The sequence below is a fragment of the Acinetobacter sp. TAC-1 genome (genome assembly GCF_029025845.1).
Lineage (GTDB): Bacteria > Pseudomonadota > Gammaproteobacteria > Pseudomonadales > Moraxellaceae > Acinetobacter > Acinetobacter guillouiae.
Map to the genome: position 1 here is coordinate 4,133,487 of NZ_CP118892.1, position 24,454 is coordinate 4,157,940.

At 38.4% G+C, this 24,454-nt stretch carries 23 protein-coding genes; 19 read left to right on the forward strand and 4 right to left on the reverse strand.

Annotated elements, in window-relative coordinates; genetic code table 11:
- The first annotated feature begins 148 nt into the window (after window positions 1-148).
- From PYV58_RS19260 to rdgB, 11 genes are all read left to right on the forward strand, one after another.
- The gene (locus PYV58_RS19260) at window positions 149-2,452 is read left to right on the forward strand and encodes a TonB-dependent siderophore receptor (RefSeq protein ID WP_034609734.1); all 2,304 of its coding nucleotides are present in this window, start codon (window positions 149-151) and stop codon (window positions 2,450-2,452) included.
- A gap of 419 nt (window positions 2,453-2,871) precedes the next feature.
- Window positions 2,872-5,211, forward strand: coding sequence for a TonB-dependent receptor (locus tag PYV58_RS19265; RefSeq protein ID WP_034609733.1), 2,340 nt, complete (start codon window positions 2,872-2,874; stop codon window positions 5,209-5,211).
- Between the two features lie 72 nt (window positions 5,212-5,283).
- Window positions 5,284-5,967, forward strand: coding sequence for a Fe2+-dependent dioxygenase (locus PYV58_RS19270; protein ID WP_034609731.1), 684 nt, complete (start codon window positions 5,284-5,286; stop codon window positions 5,965-5,967).
- Between the two features lie 62 nt (window positions 5,968-6,029).
- Window positions 6,030-7,130: an alpha-hydroxy acid oxidase gene (locus tag PYV58_RS19275; RefSeq protein WP_034609730.1), complete on the forward strand. Its 1,101-nt coding sequence runs from the start codon at window positions 6,030-6,032 to the stop codon at window positions 7,128-7,130.
- A 278-nt stretch (window positions 7,131-7,408) separates the two neighbouring features.
- Window positions 7,409-9,106, forward strand: a complete 1,698-nt coding sequence (leuA, locus tag PYV58_RS19280; RefSeq protein ID WP_034609729.1) for a 2-isopropylmalate synthase — start codon at window positions 7,409-7,411, stop codon at window positions 9,104-9,106.
- Window positions 9,107-9,570: 464 nt separating this feature from the next.
- On the forward strand, window positions 9,571-10,731 hold the full coding sequence (locus PYV58_RS19285; protein WP_004726519.1) for a homoserine O-acetyltransferase: 1,161 nt from the start codon (window positions 9,571-9,573) through the stop codon (window positions 10,729-10,731).
- The gene (gene metW, locus PYV58_RS19290) at window positions 10,731-11,324 is read left to right on the forward strand and encodes a methionine biosynthesis protein MetW (RefSeq protein ID WP_004726517.1); all 594 of its coding nucleotides are present in this window, start codon (window positions 10,731-10,733) and stop codon (window positions 11,322-11,324) included. The genes PYV58_RS19285 and metW overlap by 1 nt, the downstream gene beginning before the upstream one ends.
- Window positions 11,321-11,917: a tetratricopeptide repeat protein gene (locus PYV58_RS19295; protein ID WP_004726515.1), complete on the forward strand. Its 597-nt coding sequence runs from the start codon at window positions 11,321-11,323 to the stop codon at window positions 11,915-11,917. Before metW ends, PYV58_RS19295 begins: the two co-directional genes overlap by 4 nt.
- 72 nt (window positions 11,918-11,989) lie before the next feature.
- The gene (locus PYV58_RS19300) at window positions 11,990-12,367 is read left to right on the forward strand and encodes a DUF4440 domain-containing protein (protein WP_034609728.1); all 378 of its coding nucleotides are present in this window, start codon (window positions 11,990-11,992) and stop codon (window positions 12,365-12,367) included.
- A gap of 27 nt (window positions 12,368-12,394) precedes the next feature.
- Complete coding sequence (locus PYV58_RS19305; protein WP_034609720.1) at window positions 12,395-12,892, forward strand: hypothetical protein; 498 nt, start codon at window positions 12,395-12,397, stop codon at window positions 12,890-12,892.
- Window positions 12,893-12,976: 84 nt separating this feature from the next.
- Window positions 12,977-13,600: an RdgB/HAM1 family non-canonical purine NTP pyrophosphatase gene (gene rdgB / locus PYV58_RS19310; RefSeq protein WP_034609719.1), complete on the forward strand. Its 624-nt coding sequence runs from the start codon at window positions 12,977-12,979 to the stop codon at window positions 13,598-13,600.
- 125 nt (window positions 13,601-13,725) lie between these two features.
- On the opposite strand, the gene PYV58_RS19315 is transcribed toward rdgB, so the two are convergent.
- Window positions 13,726-14,601 (reverse strand): permease, encoded by an 876-nt coding sequence (locus PYV58_RS19315; RefSeq protein WP_034609718.1) that lies wholly within the window; start codon window positions 14,599-14,601, stop codon window positions 13,726-13,728.
- 174 nt (window positions 14,602-14,775) lie between these two features.
- Here PYV58_RS19315 and tatA point away from each other — a divergent pair, with 174 nt between their 5' ends.
- From tatA to PYV58_RS19335, 4 genes are all read left to right on the forward strand, one after another.
- Window positions 14,776-15,000 carry a Sec-independent protein translocase subunit TatA gene (gene tatA / locus PYV58_RS19320; RefSeq protein WP_004726505.1) on the forward strand — a complete coding sequence of 75 codons (225 nt, stop codon included), beginning with the start codon at window positions 14,776-14,778 and terminating at the stop codon, window positions 14,998-15,000.
- Window positions 15,001-15,020: 20 nt separating this feature from the next.
- Window positions 15,021-15,476, forward strand: coding sequence for a Sec-independent protein translocase protein TatB (tatB, locus tag PYV58_RS19325; protein WP_004818879.1), 456 nt, complete (start codon window positions 15,021-15,023; stop codon window positions 15,474-15,476).
- The gene (gene tatC / locus PYV58_RS19330; protein WP_034609692.1) at window positions 15,473-16,255 is read left to right on the forward strand and encodes a twin-arginine translocase subunit TatC; all 783 of its coding nucleotides are present in this window, start codon (window positions 15,473-15,475) and stop codon (window positions 16,253-16,255) included. Before tatB ends, tatC begins: the two co-directional genes overlap by 4 nt.
- Window positions 16,256-16,837: 582 nt before the next feature.
- Window positions 16,838-19,003, forward strand: coding sequence for a PhoX family phosphatase (locus tag PYV58_RS19335; RefSeq protein ID WP_034609689.1), 2,166 nt, complete (start codon window positions 16,838-16,840; stop codon window positions 19,001-19,003).
- A gap of 52 nt (window positions 19,004-19,055) precedes the next feature.
- On the opposite strand, the gene PYV58_RS19340 is transcribed toward PYV58_RS19335, so the two are convergent.
- Window positions 19,056-19,838, reverse strand: coding sequence for an NRDE family protein (locus tag PYV58_RS19340; RefSeq protein ID WP_034609687.1), 783 nt, complete (start codon window positions 19,836-19,838; stop codon window positions 19,056-19,058).
- A gap of 94 nt (window positions 19,839-19,932) precedes the next feature.
- Here PYV58_RS19340 and lgt point away from each other — a divergent pair, with 94 nt between their 5' ends.
- The 3 genes from lgt to PYV58_RS19355 all read left to right on the forward strand — a co-directional run bounded on the left by lgt (window position 19,933) and on the right by PYV58_RS19355 (window position 21,595).
- Window positions 19,933-20,751, forward strand: a complete 819-nt coding sequence (lgt, locus tag PYV58_RS19345) for a prolipoprotein diacylglyceryl transferase (RefSeq protein ID WP_034609684.1) — start codon at window positions 19,933-19,935, stop codon at window positions 20,749-20,751.
- 86 nt (window positions 20,752-20,837) lie between these two features.
- Window positions 20,838-21,224 carry a hypothetical protein gene (locus PYV58_RS19350; RefSeq protein ID WP_034609682.1) on the forward strand — a complete coding sequence of 129 codons (387 nt, stop codon included), beginning with the start codon at window positions 20,838-20,840 and terminating at the stop codon, window positions 21,222-21,224.
- The gene (locus PYV58_RS19355) at window positions 21,224-21,595 is read left to right on the forward strand and encodes a hypothetical protein (RefSeq protein ID WP_034609680.1); all 372 of its coding nucleotides are present in this window, start codon (window positions 21,224-21,226) and stop codon (window positions 21,593-21,595) included. Before PYV58_RS19350 ends, PYV58_RS19355 begins: the two co-directional genes overlap by 1 nt.
- 109 nt (window positions 21,596-21,704) lie before the next feature.
- Here PYV58_RS19355 and PYV58_RS19360 read toward each other — a convergent pair whose 3' ends face one another.
- Both PYV58_RS19360 and PYV58_RS19365 read right to left on the reverse strand, forming a co-directional pair.
- A complete protein-coding gene (locus PYV58_RS19360; protein WP_004726489.1) occupies window positions 21,705-22,232 on the reverse strand; it encodes a hypothetical protein in 528 nt (175 codons plus the stop codon).
- A 407-nt stretch (window positions 22,233-22,639) separates the two neighbouring features.
- Window positions 22,640-23,437: a YwqG family protein gene (locus PYV58_RS19365; RefSeq protein WP_034609677.1), complete on the reverse strand. Its 798-nt coding sequence runs from the start codon at window positions 23,435-23,437 to the stop codon at window positions 22,640-22,642.
- A gap of 174 nt (window positions 23,438-23,611) precedes the next feature.
- On the opposite strand from PYV58_RS19365, the gene thyA reads away from it, so the two are divergent.
- Window positions 23,612-24,454 carry a thymidylate synthase gene (gene thyA / locus PYV58_RS19370; protein WP_034609675.1) on the forward strand — a complete coding sequence of 281 codons (843 nt, stop codon included), beginning with the start codon at window positions 23,612-23,614 and terminating at the stop codon, window positions 24,452-24,454.

Consider the following 24,454-nt stretch of genomic DNA (forward strand, 5'->3'; position numbering starts at 1 on the left):
TTAAGTGAAATTTCAATACATTTTTAATTCGTTTTCTCATCATAAACATTTAAAACCATCGACAATTTCAATTTCAAACAGATGCAATAAACAATAAGAATCATTATTATTCGCATACAAATTTACACTACTCTTTGTGAGTTCACGTATGTCTTTTATCAAATCACGCAAAAAGATTGTTTCTACAGCAATCGCATCTTCACTTTCAGTTATTGCAACATCAGCCATCGCTCAAGACGAAATCGCAAAATTACCAACAATTAAAGCACAAGCAACGACTGAACAAAGTTTAAAAGTAGATCAGTCTGCCAATACAAAATTTGTTGCCCCGCTTTTGGATACACCTAAATCTGTAACTGTAATTTCAAAACAATTGATTGAAGATACTCAAGTGACAACACTTGCAGATGCACTTCGTACAGTTCCCGGGATTACATTAGGCGCTGGTGAAGGCGGTAACCCAAATGGTGATCGTCCATTTATTCGTGGTTATAACTCTGAAAGTTCTATGTATATTGATGGAGTTCGTAACTCAACTTCTCAAAACCGTGAAATGTTTGCTATCGAACAAGTAGAAGTCACTAAAGGTTCTGCTTCAGCGATGGGTGGTGCTGGAACTTCAGGTGGTAGCATCAATATGATTTCTAAGGTCGCTAAAAAAGGAGACTTTTTAGAAGGTTCTGTTGCAGGTGGTACAGATAACTACCAACGTATTACCCTAGATGGCAATAAAGATTTTGGCAATGGGATTGCTGCTCGTGTCGCTGTGATGGGGCATCATAATGAAAAGGCTGGTCAAGAAGATGGCACTGAATATAAACGTGCTGGTATTGCGCCAAGTATTACTTTTGGCTTGGATACAGCGACTCGTGCAACGTTAAGTTACTACTACTTAAAGTCAGACGATACACCAGATTCTGGTGTGCCATATCAGTATGATACAACTAAAAAAGCAACAGTAGGTAAGCCTGTCGATGTTAAGCAAGGTATTTATTATGGTTGGTTAGATCGTGATTTCCAAAAACAAGAAAATCAAAGTGGTACATTAAAGTTAGAACATGATCTTACTGATAGCCTCACTTTAAGTAATACGGCCGTTTATAGTAAATCAAAAAATAATTATTTATGGACTCAACCTGATGACAGCCAAGGAAATATTGTCAATGGAAAGGTTTGGCGCCGTGTAAACACCAATCTTACCAGCACAGACAGTTTTACTGATCAATTGGCTTTAACAGGTAAATTAAATACGGGGGCTTTCAAACATAAATTTAATGTAGGTGCAGAATACTCTAAACAAGATTCTGATCGTGGAACAAATATTGTTACTGATCCAAATACATCAAAAATCGGTGGCAGCCCAAGTAATAACAATGCAAATAACGCATGTTCACTTACAAATTCCAATGGCTGGTGTACAGACTTAAATAACCCTAATTCTCATGATGCATGGTTAGGCAATGTAAAAGCCAATCCTAATGTCACCAATATTACCTCTAAAACACAATCAATCTATGCTTTAGACAATATTGAAATCACGCCTCAGTGGTTACTTGATCTTGGTATCCGTTGGGATAAATTCGAAACGGACATGAAATATAATCAAGATTCAGGTTCAGGTGCTACAGCAATTAAAGCTGGGACACATTATAACTCTGACAATGATTTCTTTAACTATCAATTGGGTGTGACATTTAAGCCTGCCGATAATGGTTCTATTTACTTAAGCTATGCAACTTCTGCGAACCCTGTCGGTGTAGATGCAGGTGATGGTTCTGAAGGAATCAGCGTTCCTGGTCGTAATACATCGGATGAACAAGCACGTGCAATTAATAACTTAAAACCAGAAGAAGTTAAAACCTATGAAATTGGAACAAAATGGGATCTTTTTGGCGATAAGTTAAATTTAACAGCTGCTATTTTCCGCACTGAAAAACAAAATACACGTGCTTTAGATACAGATGGTTTTACGCGTAATATCGGTGAAACTCGTGTCGATGGTATTGAATTAGGTGCTAACGGTAATATTACCAATAAATGGGCAATCAGTGCTGGCTATACCTATCTAGATAGTGAAATCGTAGATGCAGGCTTTACAAAAAATAGTGATGGAACTTATTCACCAAGCTCAACAAATGGTAATCAAGTTCAAAACGTTGCGAAAAACTCCGCAACACTTTGGACAACTTATCAAGTGCTTCCACAGTTGAATTTAGGCGTTGGTGCAATTGCTATGGACAAAGTTTATGGTGATGCAGCTAATACTAAATTTGTTCCTGGCTATGTACGTTATGATGCAATGGCTCGTTATAACGTAAACAAAAATGTTGATTTACAATTAAACGTAAACAACCTTTCGGACAAACGTTATTTCACTAAAGCATATGCGTCTCACTATGCAGCAGAAGCAGAAGGTCGTAATGCTGTATTATCAATTAACTTTAAATATTAATAGTTAATACTTTAAAAATTAAAGTGAAATGGCTCCTATTCATAGGGGCCATTTTTTACCTATAATTTAGCTCGTTGTGTCTTTTATTAAAGATAAATCTCATTGTTATTAACCCTTACTAAAAAATAATTCTATAATTTCCAATAGTTACTTTTTACCAATCATTAAAAATACTTTAGATTTCAGCAATATGATCAAACTCCATCAATCATATTTCCTATAGCTTTCTTTAATTATATTGAATGAATTAAACAGTTTTTCCGTATGAATATTCACTTACTATTTATTGTGAATGAAAATAATTATCATTAGAATTCGCAACACTAGTTACATACCTTAACAATTTCTCCATTATTGCGTCATGAAGTTTCCTGAGCAGTATTGGTTAAGTTTGACACAACCTGCGATGGACGCAAAAAATGGCTCAAAAAAATTCTGTAAAAAACAAAAAAGTTAAAACAGTTGCACTTGCAATTGCTTTACCCAACCTAGCTTTTGCAGCAACTGAAGATACAACTATACAGCTCCCGACGATTCAAGCTCGAGCAGAACAAAATACTGCATATTTAGCAGCAAAAACATCCTCGACTAAGCGTACAGAAACCATTTTAGATACAGCTAAAACCGTTCAGGTCATCACGGAAAAAGCACTCAAAGATCAAGGCTTACTTTCACTACAACAAGCCCTTGCAACAACTCCAGGCATTAGTTTTGGTGCTGGCGAAGGTGGTGGTGGTTATGGCGATAAAATCAACCTACGGGGTTATGATGCAACCTATAACACAACTGTAGATGGCTTACGTGATGCAGCATTAACTAACCGTTCTGATTTATTCAATTATGAAGCTGTTGAAATCATCAAAGGTGCGAACTCTGTTGAAAATGGTGTAGGACAAATCAGTGGTGGTGTCAATTTAGTCTCTAAAACGCCTAAGAATCGTGACAGCAATGAAGTTACTTTAGGTTTTGGTTCAGATAGCTATAAACGCTTTACAGGTGATTTTAATAAAGTTGTAGATGAAGATTTAGCATTTCGTTTAAATGTAATGGGACATCAAAATACCTATGCAGGTCGTGATGAAGAAATGAAACGTTGGGGAATTGCACCTTCGGTTACTTTTGGAATCAGTGATACCACGAAGGCAACTTTATCGTACTTATATCAAAAAGATGAAAATGATCCACAGTACGGCGTGCCTTACTATAATGGCAAACCTGTCAAAGGGATTTCAGATAAAAATAACTATGGCTATAGCAACTTAGATCAACAAGATATTGAAAATCAGGTTGTCACATTTAAAGTAGAAAGCGAGATCAGTCCCAACGCAAAACTGAACTCCATTACTCGTTATAGTGATATTCAACAAAAAGCGACTGTTTCTGCACCACAAGGAACATTCTGTTTAGCAGATGGCACATCACCAACAGCATTGACCAATACCAACCAAACTGGCTATAAAAATTGTAATGTAACTTCTGGTTCAACCACGATTACTGTTCCAAAGGGTTCATATTATATTTCTGGCCCACGTGGTTATTATCGTGATACCCATAATAAGCAATTTGCCAATGACACCAACATCAATGTGCAATTCAAAACTGGCGTTGTCGATCATGCTCTTGTTGCTGGGGTAGGCTTTAGTCGTGAAGACTATGCGATTACCACAGCTGGCTATTTATATAATTCAAATGGTTCATCAGCAGGCAGTTCTATTACTAACCCGCTTTACATGGATGTATACAATCCAGATAACTTTTGGCATGGTCCAACAAACTTCCGTAAAACTGGTGTTGCTGAAGGCTACTTAAATGTTTATTCAGCGTATTTGTTTGATACTTTAAAGTTTGGTGAACAATGGTTACTTAACCTTGGTGTGCGTAATGATTATACTGACGGTCAATATCGTTCGGATACTATTTCAACAACCAATGCAACTGTAACGCGTGGTCAAAACTATAAACAGTCTGATAATTTAATTTCCTATAATGCTGGTTTGACATTTAAACCAACACCAGCAACCAGTCTTTATTTATCTTATGCTAATGCTCAAAAGCCAGTACAAAATACTGCAAGTGGTGGCTGCTCTCAAACTATTACCAACAATGCAATCACAGCAAATTCTTGCAATACAGACCCTGAGAATGCAGTTGCCTATGAAGTGGGGGCAAAATGGCAAGCAAATCCTAACTTCTTAGTGTCTGCCGCAGTATTTCGCAATGAACAAGATAAAGTCCGTGTAACCAATGATATACCTGGACAACCAGATGCAAAATTAGATGGTAAAAACTATGTCCAAGGTGTTGAACTTGGTTTAGCGGGTGAAATTACACCAAAATGGAACATCACCGCTAGTGCTGCTTATATGGAAGGAGAATATGACCAAACTAAAGTCAATGGTTCGCCGAATATTGACTTCCAAAAAGGTGACAAATTGGTCAATGTACCTAAAGTTTCAGGCAGCTTATGGACAACGTATCAATTCAATGATCAGTGGCAAGCTGGCTATGGCTTAACTTATCAAGGTGAAATGTATTTAAGCACACGTTCAGCGACGAATAATCTTGTGCCGCAGGTCAAGTCTGAAGATTATGTGATTCACAATGCTTCTGTAACGTACAGCTACAACAAAGATTTAAGTTTCCAATTATTGGGGCAAAACTTAAGTGATGAGAAGTACTATAGCCATATCCGTAACAATGGTTGGGCAATGCCTGGTGAGGGTCGCAAAGGCGTATTCAACATCAACTATAAGTTCTAAGATTTAATCAATCTATGTTAAAATTCAGCGTCTGATTCATCAGGCGCTGTTTCTTTTTTGGGGAAGAAAATCATGATTTTACATATTCCAAATTTACTTAGTCTGGATGAACTAAATCATTGTCGTCAGACACTTTCTCAAGCAGAGTGGACAGATGGAAAAGTAACAACAGGCTATCAATCTGCGCATTTAAAAAATAATTTACAACTAGCTCAAGATTCTCAACAAGCATTAGAACTTGGACAAATCATTCAAAATTCTGCTAATGCAAATCCTTTGTTCTTTAGCGCGGCTCTTCCAAAAACATTTTTACCTCCGCTGTTTAATTGTTATCAACACGGCGGAAACTTTGGGATGCATGTTGATAATGCTATCCGCCGTCATCCTCAACTCAATCAGTATTTAAGAACTGATGTGTCTTGCACTGTTTTTCTCACCAATCCCGATGAATATGATGGCGGTGAACTGGTGATCGAAGACACTTTTGGTACACAAGAAGTAAAACTTCCAGCTGGCGATGCAATTGTCTATCCTTCTACCAGTTTACATCAGGTCAACCCAGTCACTGAAGGTGCACGTATTGCCTCGTTCTTTTGGGTACAAAGCTTTGTATCATCCGATGCGCAACGACGAATTCTCTTTGACTTAGATCAAAATATTCAAAAGCTGACCATCGAGCTATCTGCTACACATGAGCAAGTGATTAGTCTTACAGGGATCTATCACAACCTTCTACGTGAATGGAGTGATTTATAAATTTTAGCTTGCAAGTCATTATTGTAATGAAAGTGTTTTGTATAAATTTGGACAATCAATAAATGAGTAAAAAAATCCAAGCACCACTCACTCAGATTCCAGCATATTTACAGACCATTGCGGATTACGAGAAACAAGCAGAACAGCATCTATCTGAAAACACTTGGCACTACTTGCAAGGTGGGGCGATGGATGAGCAAAGTGTGCAAGAAAACTTACAACAATTTAAAAATATTCAACTGATTCCAAGACTGCTCAATGACTTAACTCAAGGCTCGACCGAATGTGAAATTTTAGGACAAAAATTTCCTCATCCAATTTTTCTTGCACCGATTGGACATCAACAATTGTTCCACCCTGACGGCGAAGCTGCGGCTGCACTGGCGGCCGAAGTTTTAGGAAGTAATATTGTACTGAGCACTTTCACCAATACTGATATGCGAAGTTTAAAACAAGAAAACCCTTTGAAATGGTTTCAACTGTATTGGCAAGGTGATCGTGAGAAATCATTGGCCTTAGTTCGACTCGCAGAACAACAAAATTTTAAAGCACTTGTGATTACAGTAGATTCACCGCATACAGGGATTCGTGATCGTGAACGTCGGGTGAATTTTCAACTGCCAGAAGGCATGCAACACCCCCATACACCCACCCACATTCCCCTACCCGAAATTTCTGAGCATCAACACCCTGTATTCAACGGTTTAATGCAAATTGCACCCAAATGGGCAGATATCGAATTTATAATTGCCCATAGCCATTTGCCTGTAATTTTAAAGGGTGTGCTACATCCACTCGATGCAAAAAAAGCAGTCGAAATCGGCGTAAAAGGCTTAATCGTTTCCAATCATGGTGGACGAGTACTCAATAGCAGTATTTCCCCATTGATCGCCTTAGCAAAAATTAAGGCCGTTGTTCCTCATGATTTTCCTTTGCTTTTAGATGGTGGAATCCGTCGTGGTACCGATATATTTAAAGCATTGGCTTTAGGCGCATCTGCGGTGTTGATTGGCCGTCCTGCGATCTACGGGCTCTCTGTTGCTGGTGCTTTAGGTGTCGCCCATGTGATTAAAATTTTAAAGGAAGAATTTGAAATTACCATGGCATTAATGGGAACAGCTACCGTAAAAGAAATCAATCAAGAATATATTTTTCAAGATTAAGTCATTCAAAGGAAATTTTTCTCTCAACTGATATTTTTTATGCAAATTAAGGAAATTATTTCCAAGATAATTGTTTTAGAATTAATCTCAAGTTAAACCATTTGTAAGTTATCAGTGTTTAGATTTATCTCGTGCTACCCACGTATAAGTTTATGAAAATTTACTGTGTTTTCATCTTAAAAACACTTGTAAATTGAACAGATAGACACAATCTATATTTGTAGTAAGTTGCCTTTACCCAAGAGACGAGCAACAACAACTACACAAGGAGTTCCCTCATGATGTTGGCTGATCCAAGTAAAAAATATCGTCGCATGTATCAACGTGTAGACTTGCCTGACCGTCAATGGCCAAATAACGAAATCAATAAAGCGCCAATTTGGATGAGTACCGACCTTCGTGATGGTAACCAAGCGATTTTCGAGCCAATGAACATTGAGCAAAAATTCAAAATGTTCGAAATGTTGGTCAAAATCGGCTTTAAACATATTGAAATTGGCTTTCCTTCAGCATCACAAGTTGATTTTGATTTCACTCGTAAGTTGATTGAAGAAGGTCATATTCCAGATGACGTTTATATCGAAGTCTTGGTGCAAGCGCGTGATCATTTAATTGCACGTACCTTTGAAGCCTTACAAGATGCGAAACGTGCCATTGTGCATATCTATAACTCGAACTCACCCACTTTCCGTAAAAAAGTATTGAATGTTGATGTCAATGGTGCAAAACAATTGGCCATCAATGCAGCAAGCAAAGTAAAAGAATATGCAGCAAAACAGCCTGAAACTGAATTTATTTTTCAGTACAGCCCAGAATGTTTTACAGCAACAGAATTAGAGGTTGCTAAAGATGTCTGTGATGCAGTGACTGAAATTTGGGAAGCATCACCTGACAATAAAGTCATTTTAAATTTACCTGCAACTGTTGAGGTTTCAGGTCCGCATGTCTATGCCGACCAAATCGAATGGATGCATCGTAATTTGCAACGTCGTGATGGTGTGATTATTTCAGTACATTGTCACAATGACCGTGGTTGTGGTATTGCAGCATCTGAGTTAGCGATCATGGCTGGTGCTGATCGTGTTGAAGGTTGTGTATTTGGGAATGGTGAACGTACTGGTAACGTTGACGTTGCTGCAATTGCATTAAACATGTACACACAAGGTGTAGCATGTGAGTTAGATTTCTCAAACATTAATGAAATTATTGCCACAATAGAAGAATGTACTGGTTTACCTGTACATCCACGTCACCCATATGCTGGTGATTTGGTCTTTACTGCTTTCTCTGGTTCTCACCAAGATGCAATTAAAAAAGGCTTTGAGTTCCAAAAAGACGAAGAAATTTGGGATATGCCTTATTTACCGATCGACCCTAAAGACTTAGGTCGTGATTATGATGCAGTGATCCGTGTCAACTCACAGTCGGGCAAAGGCGGTATTGCTTACTTATTAGAGTCTAACTATAACGTAGTTTTACCTCGTCGCTTACAAATTGAATTCTCACAAATTGTTCAACAAGTTGCAGATGAAGAAGGCGTTGAAGTTTCAGCTCAACAAATTTGGACCTTGTTTAAAGACACCTATGTTGCTGCAAAAGATGCACATTATTCAGCGAAAAATTATAGATTGTCAGATGAAAATGGTAGCCAAGTGATTGAGCTTGATGTGGTCATCAATGGTGAAACTCAGCGCTTACGTGGTGAAGGGAATGGTCCAATTTCTGCGATTTTAAATGCACTTCAATTACCAATTGATGTCTTAAACTACGAAGAACGTAGTATCAGTTCAGGCGCACATGCAAAAGCGTTGGCATTGATCGAACTTCAAGTCCAAGGCACAGGTAAATCTGCATTCGGTGCTGGTGTACATGACAATATCGTCACCTCTTCAATTGAAGCAATCATTGCGGCAACCAATCGTTTAATTGACCAAGGTGTTTTAAGTACTGAACAAGTGATCGCTGCTGCTGTATAAGCGATATCAATTAAAAGACTTTAGAAAGGATGCCCCCTAGTGGTATCCTTTCTTTTATTTATTGATGTTATCAAGCAATCACTTCAAACAGCTTTATATCTTTTAAAGATAATGTATAGATAAAAGATACGTGAAAATTTTATCCATGATTGTTTGAGGTCAGACTGGTGTTGGCGAGTAGTGAACACGTTTGGCGATGAGAAGCAAAGTTTGACAAGATCGCTCTCTTATAAAGCTTAAGCTTTTTATTTTTTTCGAAAGAAGAATACGTTGAGCTTCAGCAAAGTCAAAACACTCATTGTGACTCTACTCGACATTATCACTCATCCTGAAGTGAACTTTAATGATAAAAGCTATTGTGAAAACCATGGAATATCATTAATTTATTAGCCATACAGATGACTTAGATATCTCTAATATCCGTAATTTATCGACCTTCTAAAATTTTAAGGTGAACATTTCCAGTGTCTTTTCCAGCTGATTCAGTGGGGCTCGTTACTCCACAAAAGTTTGAATTTGAAGAACCGTTAGAGCTTGAGTGTGGTCGAGTATTGCCACGCTATGAAATCATGGTGGAAACCTATGGTGAGCTCAATGCAGATAAATCAAATGGAATTTTGATTTGCCATGCACTTTCAGGGCATCATCATGCGGCTGGCTATCACCATGAAGACGATAAAAAAACAGGCTGGTGGGATGCATGTATTGGGCCGGGTAAAGCCATTGATACCTCGAAGTTTTTCGTGGTCGCACTCAACAATATTGGAGGTTGTAGTGGCTCAACGGGACCCACTTCACCTAACCCTGAAAATGAAAATCGCCCATACGGTCCCGACTTTCCATTAGTGACTGTACGTGATTGGGTTAAAACCCAAGCCCTCCTCTCTGACCGCTTAGGGATAGATGTTTGGTATTCAATCATTGGTGGTTCTTTAGGTGGCATGCAGGCTTTACAATGGTCAGTGGATTATCCTGACCGTTTACAAAAATGTGTCATCATTGCCAGCGCACCAAAACTTTCCGCACAAAATATTGCATTTAACGAAGTAGCGCGTCAGTCTATTTTGTCTGATCCAGATTTTCACAATGGCCGCTATTTAGAACTTGATAGTTATCCAAAACGTGGCTTAATTTTGGCACGTATGGTGGGTCATATTACCTACCTTTCTGAAGAAGCCATGAAACAAAAATTTGGCCGTGATTTAAAATCAGGCAAGTTTATGTATGGTTTCGATGTTGAGTTCCAAGTTGAAAGCTATCTGCGTTATCAAGGCGAACAATTCAGTCGTAACTTTGATGCCAATACTTATCTGATCATGACCAAAGCCTTGGATTATTTCGATCCATCACGTGAATATGAACAGTCACTGACGAAAGCATTATCTAATACCAAATGCCGTTTTTTAGTGGTGTCATTTACAACAGACTGGCGTTTTAGCCCAGAACGTTCGCAAGAGATTGTTAATGCATTGATTACCAATCAAAAGCCTGTGAGTTATTTGGATATTGATGCTGAGCAGGGCCATGACTCATTCCTATTCCCTATCCCCTTGTACGTCAAATCCTTACGTGCATTTTTAGGTGGTATTGAACACCTTAATTCAACACCTAAGGAGGCTTTGTAATGCGTATTGACCAACAGCTTGCAGAAAAATGGATCAATGCTGGTGCAAGTGTGCTCGATTTAGGTTGTGGTGATGGCGAATTATTGTCACAAATGAGCAAAAAACAGCAAATTCATGCTTACGGGCTAGAAATCGATCAAGAAAAGATTGCAATTGCCGTCAGCAAAGGGTTAAATATTATACAACAAGACTTAAACCTCGGTTTGGGACGCTTTGCCGACCAGTCTTTTGACTATGTGGTTATGGCACAAGCTTTGCAAGCTGTAGATGCACCTGATGTGCTTCTGCGCGATATGGTGCGTGTGGGGAAACAAGCAATTATTACGTTTCCTAACTTTGCGTATTGGAAAACACGGTCTTTCCTTGCACTGAAAGGCAAGATGCCTGTTTCTGATGCCTTACCGTATATGTGGTACAATACACCTAATATCCACTTATGCACCTTTCGTGATTTTGAAGCATTATGTGCTGAAAATCAGATTCAAATTATTGATCGACTCGCTGTAAATGGGAACCAACAAGGTAGCTTTTTAAGTAAAGCCATACCGAATTTGTTCGGCGAAGTCGCTATTTATCGAGTGAGCGCTCTATGAAGAAATTATTATTAGGCAGTACGTTATTTTTTGGGCTAGTGAGTATTCAAGCCCATGCGGACTATGTACCGCAGCAACAACAATCTGTATCAGCAATGGCAGCGCAATATGCACATATGAATGTGACAGATTTGCAAAAAGCAGCCAAAGCTGGTCAACCTGCTGCACAATTTTATTTAGCAACACATTTCCAGGCTGGTACTGGCGGTGTATCTAAAGACCTGAAACAAGCATTTACATGGTTTAAAGCTGCGGCTGACCAAGGTATTTCTGCGGCTCAGTTAAATGTTGGTCGTATGTATGCTGATGGTTTAGGCGTTTCTAAAAGCGAAACATCTGCGCGTCAATACTTTGAAAAAGCAGCAAGCCACGGCGATAACCGTGCAAGCTTTAATCTTGCGGTGATGGAAGAGCAAAAGAAAAACTACATGGGCGCTTATCAGTGGTATGAGCTTTCTACACGTGATGGTATGTTAGACAATAAAGTGATTAACATGTCGCAAACCAAAAAAACTGCTTTGGCTGCTAACTTAACTCAAGACCAAATTCGTACTGCGACACAACGTGCAGATCAATGGATTCAAGCTCAATAATTTGATTCTCATCGATCATAAAAGCACCTTCGGGTGCTTTTTTTACTACTACCAATTTAGGGTCTGTTAACAATGCAAGACCTATTCAAACAATTAATTCAATATGAATGCGGGTTGCATCATCGTGATCGTCAAAACTTTCAAATACTTGATCAACGGTTACATCCAGATTTTAAAGAAATTACCAAATCAGGGTGGATTGTGCATAAAGCCCAAATGATTGAAGCACTTTTAAACGATACAGATAGCGACATCATTCAAGCTCAGGATTTTCAAGTTCAGTCGTTATCTGATCATAGCGTTTTACTGACCTATCAAAGCCATCAAATCAATGTGGCAACTCAAGCTCAATACAATGTGGCTTTACGCAGTTCAATTTGGGTTATGAATGATCACGGTATATGGCAAATGATTTTCCATCAAGGCACCACTTGTGCTTTTGAGAAGTAAATCGAGTTCTTCTATGTATGGAAAGATATGCAAAAGAAAAAATATTATGCTTCACGCAAACAAATGATTCCTTTGGCGATTTTTGCTGGAATTTTGGCCTGCCCCTTTTGGGCTGCGACCGTGCTTTTGATCTGGGAAATGTTTGAATGGAAGAATGGCTTAAAAAGTCTCTTTTCGCTATTTCTTGTTACGCCATTGGGTTTCATTGCTTATTTTTTCAGTAATAAAGCTATTCAGATGTTTAGCAATCAACGTCCTATTTTAACCCTCTCCCAAGACATGATTAAAAGCATTGATTTTAAAGGTCGAGTGATAATTAAAAAACACATTAAAATACCAGAGATCTATGAAGTTGAGCTAAAAAAAACCTTACTTGATCGACAATACTATTTACTTTTTATCATGAAAGATAACAGCAAACAGAAACTCAATGTTGGACTAGGTTTTATGAAAAATGAAGATGTTCTCGATTTAAAACAAGAGTTGGACAAACGCATTAGCGCAAAAGCAAAACGCATCCAGTAAAGCGTAAAGGACAAGAGAATTTAGCCATATTTTATGACACAGATTAAGTTAAAATAACTCAATTTTAAATTTTGAGTCTGCATCATGTCATCAAAAGATTGGTTATCACAAGGAACACTGGTACTCGCAAGCAATAACAAAGGCAAAATTGCTGAATTTGAAAAATTGTTTGCTGAATTGGCTTTACCCGTTGAAGTGATTCCTCAAGGTCGATTGAATATCGAAGACGCGATTGAAGATGGCTTAAGCTTTATTGAAAATGCAATTATCAAAGCACGTCATGCAAGCCGTATTTCAGGTAAACCTGCGATTGCAGATGATTCTGGGATTTGCGTTCCTGTATTAGGTGGAGCACCTGGAATTTACTCTGCACGTTATGCAGGTGAACATGGCGATGATGCAGCCAATAATGCAAAATTGCTGGAAAACCTTAAGCCTTTACGCCAAGACGATCAAGCGATTGAAGCAATGTTCGTATGTGTATTGGCATTGGTTGAACATGCAGATGATCCTTTACCACAAATCTTCCAAGGGATCTGGCAAGGTGAAGTACTCGAGCAAGCTCGTGGTGAAAATGGTTTCGGTTATGACCCACTGTTCTGGCTACCCGAGCTAAATATTTCAAGCGCAGAAATGAGTAAAGAAGAAAAGAACAAAATTAGCCATCGTGGTCAGGCGATGCAATTGTTTAAAGCAAGCTTGAAATAAGCAGTTAAAACCAGCCGTTTAAAATCATACGATTTTGTTAGATTCCTCCTCGCCTTTGAGCAAAGGAGGAATACGATGAGTCTCGCTAAAGCTTATCTAAAACGAAGCAAAATAAACCGATAAAACTATAAAAAATGAATCAACGCACCATATAAAACACATACCACACAACTGACTATCGTTCCTGAAGCAATATATTTTGCTGAAACTCCAGTGCCTTGATAGTGGGTTTCCAATGCGACAATATTGGCAGCTGGCGGTAAACAAAACAGTAAAAACATCACCCCAATATATTGATGGATCTGTGGAACCGGTAAAAAGAAATAAGCCAGACTACACAATACAACACCACAAACTAACTTTAATATTGCAAGCTTAGTACTGGACAGTAAGTCCTCGATATGGACTTTGGTTTTTCTTAACCACATCCCCAATACACACATACCGGTAAAACTCATACTCCATTTAGCCAGAGTATAAATCCAATTAATCCAATCATTTGCCTGAAACTGTTGCACATCAAAGCAACGTAAAATCCCGGCAATGATCAAGGCAATCACAGGTGGCGATTGCAATACTTTTTTGATAAGCAATCGTTTGGATTGTGGAGCTGAGCTCACCGAAGTCACAGCCCAAGAGTTTCCAAAAATTGAAACCCCGATATAGAGCGGTATCATCAGCATACTATTGTCTGGACCAAATATAGCCAAGGCAATCGGAAAGCCGAGCCATGCCATATTGGTATAGCTAAAACACAAAGAAGCTAAACGATCTTTAGACAGCGTGAGATAAATAAAGAAAAGCGTAAAGCATGAGAAAAAAGCAAATAAGATTAAAGCAATACTGCCCGATTTATAAAATACCATATTGTAAATAATCACAATCGGGATAAATAATCGAGCCAGCAGCAAAGACATGAATGATTTTAAGTTTACTGAAAATTTGCTATTCGCCAGTATCAGCCCACAGATAAATGATAAAACTGGAAATAACAAAGCCACAATACAACACCTTATTCTCAAATCATGAACATACTAGCATTTTCCAAATATAGATGACGTTGAACATATCAAAATAATTTATAAATATTGTCTGTCTTTAAATTGAAATATTAGTGTCACTTTTTTGTCATGGATAACTGTTGTTATAGCTGTTATTAAATAGGAGTTAAAACTATGGCTGGATTATCGATTTGGCATGTACTTATTTTTGCAATTGTTGTGATTCTACTATTTGGTACATCAAAGCTGAAAAACTTAGGTAAAGATGTTGGTGGTGCCGTCAAAGATTTTAAGAAATCAATTAAAGAAGAAGAGGCAACAACTGCTTCACTGACTGAAACACGTACCCTAGAACATCAAACAAGCAATACTGATGTGAACTCTACAGTAAAACACTAATAATCGGTGAGGCGTAGATCATGTTAGATGTTGGATTTTCAGAACTGTTAGTGTTTGGGATCATTGCGCTCTTAGTATTGGGACCAGATAAACTTCCTGAAGCTGCGCGTTTTGCTGCCAAATGGTATAGCAAATTTAAACGTGCAATTAGTAGTGTCCAAAATGACATCGACCGTGAATTACGTCTTTCTGAATTTAGAGAACAAATGCAACAAGAGATGCAAAAAATTCAAGAACTTGAACAAAAAATGCAGGCTCAGATGCAGGAGTTACAGCAACAAAAAATTGCTGTAGAACAAGAAAGTCATCTCGCAATAACAGACAATAAAAAAATTCATACGACTTATCATAAACTTGATATTACGGTTCCCGCTATTTATATGTCAAAGACTTGGTTAGATAAACAAAACTGTACTGTAACTCGACCACAAATTGTTCTTGTTAAAGAAGTACCGCAATTGAAGGTGGCTGTATGAGCGACTCATTAGCACCACAAGTACATGATGCCTCGTCTACCGAGACGCCGCCTTTAGATGCGATGCCGATTACTCAACACCTGATGGTGTTACGTAAGCATTTATTTAAAATTGTTGGCGCGCTCATCACTATATTTTTTTGTTTATTGCCATTTGCTAATAAGACCTATATTGCGTTATCAGAACCACTCAGAAAACAATTACCTGCAACCTCAACCATGATTGCAACTGATGTTACAGCAACCTTCATGGCGCCGTTTAAGTTAAACTTCTTTATTGCGCTGATGTTGGCGATGCCCTTTATCATCTATCAACTTTGGGCTTTTATTAAACCTGCATTATACGAAAAAGAAAAAAATCTAGCATTTCCGTTGTTGTTTGGCAGTATTGTGCTGTTTTATTCAGGGATTGCTTTTGCTTATTTTATTGCATTGCCATCCATCCTGCATTTCTTTATCAGTGTTTCACCAGAAACCGTCGCGCCAATGACCGATATCAATAGTTATTTAAGCTTCTGTCTAAAATTATTTTTGGTCTTTGGTGTGACCTTTGAAATCCCAATTATTACTTTAGTGTTAATTTTAGTTGGCTTGGTCACCACTAAAACATTGGCTGAAAAGCGCCGCTTTATCGTGGTGGGATGTTTCTTCGTATCTATGTTTATTACCCCTCCTGATGCAATTTCAATGATCATGCTCGCAATTCCAATGTGGATGCTATTTGAGCTGGGTTTATTGCTGGGTAAAGTAATTGAAAAACGTAAAACTGTAGATGCTTAAGGATCAAAATAAAAAAGCTTTTAATATTTAAATGACTTCTTTTGAGGTCATTTTTTATTTTTAAGCGTGTTAAATTCTTTTTTAGAAACAATTATAAAAACAAGTCTATCGCTTAATCTTCAGCCCTTTTATTCGAATACATTAGATCTATTTCACAAGTCAAAAGTGATCAGGTTAAGTGAATTATATTGTGATTAAAAGTCACTTCTCCCCTCGGGAGAAGGTTAGGATGAGGGGGACTTTCTGTTGATCTATGCTTTTAATAAGCGCTTAGAAAAGAAGCCTATTCTTAAAATCTCTTTATGAAACATCTCTATTAAAAAAATAACTACAAGTTAATCCTGTTGATTCAATTCACCAAGCACATACCATGCTCAATCAGTCATACCCCAATGTTTATAGAAATTGAACAGCACAGTAATTATCTAAATACAAATATGACAATCCTATTACTTTCTTAAAATAAGATTAAATTTAACCAATATTAAATATAAGAGTAAGAGATCTTACACATTTGTTCTGTATGTTTTTAAGCTGAATCAAAATCACATTTAATCAAGACTTAAAGCCAAAGGGAATCGTATGACAGACCTCACGCCATATCATGAAAATCAAGAGTTAGATAACAATACTTCGAATAACACGCATTTCCGTGACATTTTAGAACAACGGATTTCTCGTCGTAGTTTAATTACAAAAACAGCAAGCGGTGCAGCGGCTCTCGCTTTAGCATCGAGCCTAGTCGGTTGTAATGACGACGATGACAATAACTCAACCCCAACAACGACCGTTAAAAAACCAGAAAAATTCACCTTTAACCCTGTTGCAAAAAACCTCAATGACATCGTCACTGTTCCTGCTGGTTATGAAGCAAATGTCCTTTATGCTTTAGGTGATCCATTAACACAGACTATCCCTGACTGGGATGATAACAATGTTCCTTCAGGGGTCAGCTTTACAGCGCGTTCAGGCGATTGTCATGATGGTATGAGCTATTTTGGCTTAAATTCCAATAGCTCTAAATATGATGCGAAAGCCTCAAACCGTGGCTTACTGGTCATGAACCATGAATACATTAATCAAACCTTCTTACATCCTAAAGGTGCAACAAAAGTAAATGGCCGTCGCCCAGAAGATGAAGTGATTCGTGAAGTTAATGCACACGGTGTTTCCATCATTGAATTAAAAAAAGATGCAACCACACAAAAAGTAGAGATTGTTAAAAGCTCTCCATTTAATCGCCGTATTACAGCGTCAACAGTCATGGACTTTGCTGGTACAGTTGCGGGTTCAGACTTGGTGAAAACCAAATATTCAAGCTCAGCAAAGCAAACACGTGGCACACATAATAACTGTGGTAATGGTTACACACCTTGGGGAACTTACCTCACCACAGAAGAAAACTTTATTGGATACTTTGTGCGTAATAAAGGTGACGATGCAAAACGTAGTGCGGCTGAAATCATCGCACTGAATCGCTATGGTTTAAAAGATGGTGCCAGCTCACGTTATGGCTGGGAAACTGCGATTGGGGCAATCGAAAGCCAAGATTTATATGACCGTTGGAACGCTTCTATTACCGCTGACTCAGCAGACAAAGATTATCGCAACGGCGCAAATACCTTTGGTTGGATTGTTGAAATCGATCCATTCGATAGTCGTTCAAACCCAGTTAAACGAACATCTTTAGGTCGCTTTGCACATGAAGACTGTCGCTCAAGCCGTTTAATCGAAGGGGAAAATCTGGCCTTCTATATGGGCGATGACTCACGTGGCGAATATATCTACAAATTTGTATCTGATGCGAAGTGGGATGCAAAAGATGTCAATGGTGGCTATCGCGCAGGCGATAAATATATGAACAGTGGCAAGCTATATGTTGCGCAATTCAATAATGATGGTACAGGTAAATGGATTGAATTGGCATATGGTAAAAACGGTTTAAATGATAGCAATACCGTCTATCCTTTTAAATCTCAAGCCGATGTCACTACTTTTGCACGTTTAGCTGGTGATTCGGTCAAAGCCACCAAAATGGATCGTCCAGAATGGGTTGCGGTGAACCCTGAGAATGGTGAAGTCTATGTCACCCTAACCAATAACTCGAACCGTGGTACAGCACATGCATTAGACGCCGCAAATCCACGAAACTATAGCGACCCAGAAGGCGGTAAAGGCAATGTAAATGGTCACATTATCCGCTTCCATGAAAAAGATAATAAAACCACAGCTGAAAGCTTTACTTGGGATATCTACCTCTTTGGTGCTGAAGCAAAAATGGCCAGCAACATCAACTTATCTGGGTTAAATGATAACAATGATTTATCTTCGCCAGATGGTATGTGGTTCGACCCACGTGGTGTCCTTTGGATTCAAACCGATGATGGTGCTTATACAGATACCACCAACTGTATGATGCTTGCTGCACTGCCTGGTAAAGTCGGTGATGGTGCAAAAGCAATAACATCTGCTGGGCAAGAAACGATCGTGGGTAAACAAGTCACTGATGAAAACCTGCGTCGCTTCCTAACAGGTCCAAAACAATGTGAAATCACAGGTGTCACCATGACACCCGACTACAAAGCCATTTTTATCAATGTTCAGCATCCAGGTGAAGACTCACCTAGCTTTGATAAGCCATCAAGTAACTGGCCTGCATCACAAAAAGATCCAAGCAATAAGACCGCTCGCCCACGCTCTGCAACGGTCGTCATTACTCGTAAAGATGGCGGTGTAATTGCTGGCTAATCAACTAAATTTATTTTTTTAAAGCCATAGTGACGAAAGTTGCTATGGCTTTTTATTTTTCAATAACGCGCTTAATCTCGACTAACTCGCCCATATGTTCACCTTGTTGTGTTTTTTCGATCCAATCAATCTGCGTACTGCTTATTCTTAAAAAGTTGGAACAGCGTGTCCCATAAATTGGACTTTGAATAAATGTTGAAGACAACAACGCTTCCATCTCAGGATTAATTCCAGTATTGGGCAGTAAATCAGGAATAATTTTTCGTTCATCTTCTAAAATATCCCAAACAGCGAATTGTAGATCTTGTTCAGGGATAGCAGGAACTTGCAGCATGGGTAAAAATTCTTGGGTAAAGCGTTTACGTAAATGCTTAGTTTTTTCCCAATCGTCTGACATCAAGCCGTTTGAAACGACAAATACACCTTGGGATAATACTTGTGGGGCTTCACCACGATTACTCATATAAACAGCTTGCTGTCGATCACCCACAAATAAGTTAAAACCAGCATAATCTCTTTGCTGCTTTTCCAGTGCTTGTGCAAAACGAATCGGTGTTTGATCTGACGCTAAAAAGGCTTGAATCAAATAGCCGCGTGTCGTCGGATAAGTTTGTTTATCAGCACCATCACGATAATTGGTAATCACTGCCCAACGTCCCTGTGGTGTGACCCCCATCCACGTTCCGCCTGATTGCAAATCTTGCCCTGCAATAATCGGACTGTTCGACCATGACTGTAATTGAGTGCTTGGACGATGGTAGAATTCATCACGATTTGAAATTAAACAAACAGGTAAATCATCCAAAACTTGCCAAGCCAATGCCACAATACACATAAAATACATTCCATGAAGTTTACACATTGAATGTACAACATTTTTAATATGTTTCAGCTAAAATCTGTGCAAAATAGAAAATCAAGGATTGGGAATGCTTACCTACCCGAATATTGACCCAGTTGCAATATCACTGGGTCCACTCAACGTCCATTGGTATGGGCTAATGTATCTCTTGGCATTTTTATGTGCTTGGGGCCTTGCCACTTATCGCGCCAAACAACGTGCTGACTGGAACTCTGAAATGGTTTCAGATCTGGTGTTCTATGGGGCACTTGGGGTTGTACTCGGTGGTCGTGTTGGTTATGTCTTATTTTACGAGTTTGGCAAATTTTTAGCAGATCCTATCTGGCTATTTAAAGTCTGGACTGGTGGTATGAGTTTCCACGGGGGCTTCCTTGGCGTAATGATCGCCATGCTTTTGTGGTGTCATAAATATAAGAAAACTTGGTTTGAAACACTGGACTTCATTGCACCCTGTGTACCGACGGGCTTGATGTTTGGTCGAATTGGTAACTTCATTGGTGGTGAATTATATGGCCGCCAAGTTTCTGACCCTAACTTTGCGCTAGGTATGATCTTCCCGACTGATCCACTACATTTGGTTCGTCATCCATCTCAGCTCTATCAAGCGCTGTGTGAAGGACTGCTGCTGTTCCTTATTCTATGGTTCTATAGTGCTAAACCACGCCCACGTTATGCCGTATCTGCGATCTTTCTAATGGGTTATGGCTGCGCTCGATTCTTTATGGAGTTCTTCCGTGAACCTGATGCAGATCAAGGTTATATCCTGTTTGGCTGGATGACCAAAGGTCAAATCCTCTCATTCCCAATGATTCTGATTGGATTGTGGTTAATTTGGTACGCTTACCAAAAGAAAATTTTTGACTGGGGTCCACAAAAAAATACTTAAGCCTTATGGGCTAAGTTTAAAAAGGTGAAGCTAAGCTTCACCTTTTTTATGCTAAATTATCATTATTCAATTTAAACGAAATCACTATGCTTGAATTTTGGTTTGATCCTAAAGTCTCGGTTGCAAAGAAGCTCATTTTCCTTATTTTATTGGCACTGGTCACTATTGGACTATATTGGTACCAGCCTCTAACCCCTGATAATATTTTACTTTTTGCAGGTACAGGTATTATTTTTCTGATTTGTCGTTACTGTAAGGTTCATTTTGCAGCCCAACGTCCAACAGGATTTCTTTATCGTTTATTGACCTGGATTCCACTGGCTTTAGTTTTGGCATTGGTTTTTAAAAATATGAACAATGGTGAAATTTTAATCCCAGGCGCTCAAGGTATTGGTTTTATGGCCCTAGCGGTTTGTATTTTTTCACCACTCTCGCTACTCAATAAAAACTCATCTGAACAAGCGTCTAAATAATGTTAGATTTTTGGTATTCAGCGCGCTGTAGCCGTGAAATGAAAGTGATCATCTCAATCTTAACCTGTGTGATAATTTATTATTGCGCCACGATTGAGAAGTTAAGTCCAGCGTTTACCGTGATATGTTTAGCAATTGGAATCTCTACGCATTTATTAAGAATGCTGGGGCTAAAAATTGCTCAACAGAATGTCTATGCTCAAGGTTTTAAAATTTTATTTTCAATCTACCCATTGCTTGCACTTATGCTTTTAATGGCTTTTTTACCCGCACAACATAAAATATTGACCTCGATTCAAGCGGTTGGCTTTGCTGCATTGGGTCTATTTATCATGTCAATTTATCAAAATCGCGCAAAACGTTTTGACTAAAGGTGTTGTAGTAAAAAAGCATTGCAATAAAAAAGGAAGCCTTTCATTCCAAAAGCTTCCTTTTTTATCTTTATAATCCGTAATAGATTAAATGCTTTTGACTGTGAAACTAAGCAGCTAGACGATAATATTCATAGGTTACATTTGGGTCTTTATACACATCGTAACTACGTTGTCTAAAATCAGAAACCCATTGAGAACCTGTAAATCCAGCAATATGACCATAACGATGGCGACTGGTACTGTTGATGATATAAATATCACCTTCTTGAGGATTATCAAAGTCAGGACGGATTTGCTTATAACCAATCTCTGTTAAAGTCGAACCCCAATCTGAAGCGGCAACAGGATGATCGGAAAAACGCGCACCGGCTGATTCAAGCGCTATACGCACATATCTTGCACAACGATGTGCAGTAGTACTACGTGACATACTGACAAGTTTTTCAGTAAATTTGCTAATATCGATTAAGCTTTCTTTCTTAAATGCTTCAGTTTGATTTTTAAAAGTTTCAAATGCTTTATTTTTTAAGTATTCATCTGGTCGAAAATTATTATTTTGATTTTCCGATCGAATCTGAATATGAACCGTGGGATTCACGTATTCATTCATATTAACATTGTGGTCGTAAATCATGCATTGTCCTCAAACTGCCCTTTTGAATTGATTCAAACCACCTTGTTTAAACCAATAACAACTTTTCACAAGCCATGAATAGTAATCAGCAATTCTTAAAATGTAGACTTAAAACATGTAAAAAAATATGTAAGTGTTAATAAATCTCATTTGTAACGCCTCAAGCTACTGAAACTGCTGACATTACACAATTCATCATCTGGGTTTGTTTGTTTAAAAATTAATCAATAAAAGTTTGCTCGGCCGTATCATTAAAATATTTTCTTAATCTAATCAACATATTAAACTGTCAATTCAGTCACACTTTTGTTTTATGAATTCAGCAAAATCGTATGCCAAAGAAAGATTTTTTCAATAAAAAGCTGACGTTATCAACATCAGCTTTTTAGAAATTATGCCGTCGGTGCTTAATAACAATCCCAGTTATACACCACTTTAGAGAAATCTCTTTTTTCAAGATCATCCGGATGAATAAAGAAGTTCCCTACACCTGAGTCGCCCCACATGATCTCAATACCTTCAGCTTCACCTGTATCAATCTGCAACAGCAAAATATAATCTTGAATAGATTCATTGTATTCACGCGGATCAGATTGAGTAAAAAATGGATATCCCCCTAAACGATGACCGCTTGCAGAAAAAACTTCACTGTACTCATCACAAAACTCTTCCTCATCTTCTCTTTCATAAGGGTCTGTGACTTTTTGAGCAAAATCAAAGTTGTTCATATCGATATAGCTTTCAGCCTTCTCAAACTGAATCGCAGACTGTCCTGCGATAGGACTATAAATATCGTCCTCAGCAAAACTTGGAAAATCGCTTTGTAAAAGTGCAAGATCTTGCTCAATCTTGTCATAAAAAACCACACGAAAGCCATCTTGCTTTTTTTGATCATCAAAATTGAGACCATATAAATCATCATGCGGATTGATAAAAAACTGTAAAATTCCAGACTTTGGATAATGTTGATTTTCTGGCACTTCTGCAAAATTGATCTGCGCCAATAATTGTAAGCCCTCACCCTCCGCGCTTTGCGGATATTGCTTCCCTACAGGTAAATAAGGATTTCCACCCACTTTGCTTTGCCAAATCTGTAAATCTTCAGTCGGCACTAATGATATTTCTATACTGTCTTTTTTTGTCGCAATAATTTGCGTTTTATATGGCTGTAAACATGCTGGGAGCTCATTCAAATTTATACTCATTTTCAAATACTCTTAGTTTTAGCTGTTAGATGGATGCAAAACAGAAAATAATCTAGCTTAAAAAGAAACTCAGATTAGTATAAACTCTGAAGCTATTCAGAAACATTACGAATGGGTAATCATGCGACATAATCTGTCATTTATGTCGTATAGACGCCCCAAATTGGACACTATATGAAAGCGTATTTAGACCTTCTACAACATATCCTAGACGATGGCGGTGACAAAGGTGATCGTACTGGTACAGGTACTCGTTCTGTATTTGGTCATCAAATGCGTTTTGACTTGTCAAAAGGGTTTCCGCTACTAACCACTAAAAAAATTCATTTCCGCTCCATTGTGATTGAACTGCTGTGGTTCCTAAAAGGCGACACCAACGTTCAATATCTTAAAGACAATAAAGTTTCGATTTGGGATGAATGGTCTACCGCTGAGCAGACTGCCCGTTTTGGACGCCCTGAAGGGGAATTAGGCCCAGTCTATGGTCATCAATGGCGTAACTTTGGCGCAACGCAAAAAGACAATGGTTTGTTTGAAAATGATGGTTTTGACCAAATCAGTTGGTTGGTCAATGAAATCAAGACCAATCCAAACTCACGTCGTTTGATTGTGTCTGGCTGGAACCCAAATGAAGCAGGTAAAGTTGCCTTACCGCCATGCCACACTTTATTCCAATTTTTTGTTCAGGATGGAAAGTTGTCTTGCCAACTTTATCAACGTAGTGCAGATGTTTTCTTAGGGGTGCCATTTAATATTGCCAGCTATGCTCTACTGACTCATATGGTTGCTCAAGTTTGTGGTTTAGGCGTAGGTGATTTTGTCTGGACTGGCGGTGATACACATTTATATGTTAACCATTTTGAACAAGCAAAACTTCAGTTAACACGTGAGCCCTTACCACTGTGCCAACTCAAGTTAAATCCTGAAATTAAGGATATTTTTGACTTTAAATTTGAAGATATTGAAATTACAGGTTATGAGTCACATCCTGCAATTAAAGCACCTGTAGCTGTTTAA

Coding starts and splice junctions, on each gene's coding strand:
- lgt (WP_034609684.1), top strand. CDS start 19,933: ATGCTTACCTACCCGAATATTGACCCAGTTGCAATATCACTGGGTCCA.
- PYV58_RS19260 (WP_034609734.1), top strand. CDS start 149: ATGTCTTTTATCAAATCACGCAAAAAGATTGTTTCTACAGCAATCGCA.
- PYV58_RS19270 (WP_034609731.1), top strand. CDS start 5,284: ATGATTTTACATATTCCAAATTTACTTAGTCTGGATGAACTAAATCAT.
- PYV58_RS19295 (WP_004726515.1), top strand. CDS start 11,321: ATGAAGAAATTATTATTAGGCAGTACGTTATTTTTTGGGCTAGTGAGT.
- PYV58_RS19265 (WP_034609733.1), top strand. CDS start 2,872: ATGGCTCAAAAAAATTCTGTAAAAAACAAAAAAGTTAAAACAGTTGCA.
- PYV58_RS19360 (WP_004726489.1), bottom strand. CDS start 22,232: ATGATTTACGACCACAATGTTAATATGAATGAATACGTGAATCCCACG.
- tatA (WP_004726505.1), top strand. CDS start 14,776: ATGGCTGGATTATCGATTTGGCATGTACTTATTTTTGCAATTGTTGTG.
- metW (WP_004726517.1), top strand. CDS start 10,731: ATGCGTATTGACCAACAGCTTGCAGAAAAATGGATCAATGCTGGTGCA.
- PYV58_RS19335 (WP_034609689.1), top strand. CDS start 16,838: ATGACAGACCTCACGCCATATCATGAAAATCAAGAGTTAGATAACAAT.
- PYV58_RS19305 (WP_034609720.1), top strand. CDS start 12,395: ATGCAAAAGAAAAAATATTATGCTTCACGCAAACAAATGATTCCTTTG.
- PYV58_RS19350 (WP_034609682.1), top strand. CDS start 20,838: ATGCTTGAATTTTGGTTTGATCCTAAAGTCTCGGTTGCAAAGAAGCTC.
- PYV58_RS19340 (WP_034609687.1), bottom strand. CDS start 19,838: ATGTGTATTGTGGCATTGGCTTGGCAAGTTTTGGATGATTTACCTGTT.
- rdgB (WP_034609719.1), top strand. CDS start 12,977: ATGTCATCAAAAGATTGGTTATCACAAGGAACACTGGTACTCGCAAGC.
- PYV58_RS19300 (WP_034609728.1), top strand. CDS start 11,990: ATGCAAGACCTATTCAAACAATTAATTCAATATGAATGCGGGTTGCAT.
- PYV58_RS19365 (WP_034609677.1), bottom strand. CDS start 23,437: ATGAGTATAAATTTGAATGAGCTCCCAGCATGTTTACAGCCATATAAA.
- tatB (WP_004818879.1), top strand. CDS start 15,021: ATGTTAGATGTTGGATTTTCAGAACTGTTAGTGTTTGGGATCATTGCG.
- PYV58_RS19275 (WP_034609730.1), top strand. CDS start 6,030: ATGAGTAAAAAAATCCAAGCACCACTCACTCAGATTCCAGCATATTTA.
- thyA (WP_034609675.1), top strand. CDS start 23,612: ATGAAAGCGTATTTAGACCTTCTACAACATATCCTAGACGATGGCGGT.
- leuA (WP_034609729.1), top strand. CDS start 7,409: ATGATGTTGGCTGATCCAAGTAAAAAATATCGTCGCATGTATCAACGT.
- tatC (WP_034609692.1), top strand. CDS start 15,473: ATGAGCGACTCATTAGCACCACAAGTACATGATGCCTCGTCTACCGAG.
- PYV58_RS19355 (WP_034609680.1), top strand. CDS start 21,224: ATGTTAGATTTTTGGTATTCAGCGCGCTGTAGCCGTGAAATGAAAGTG.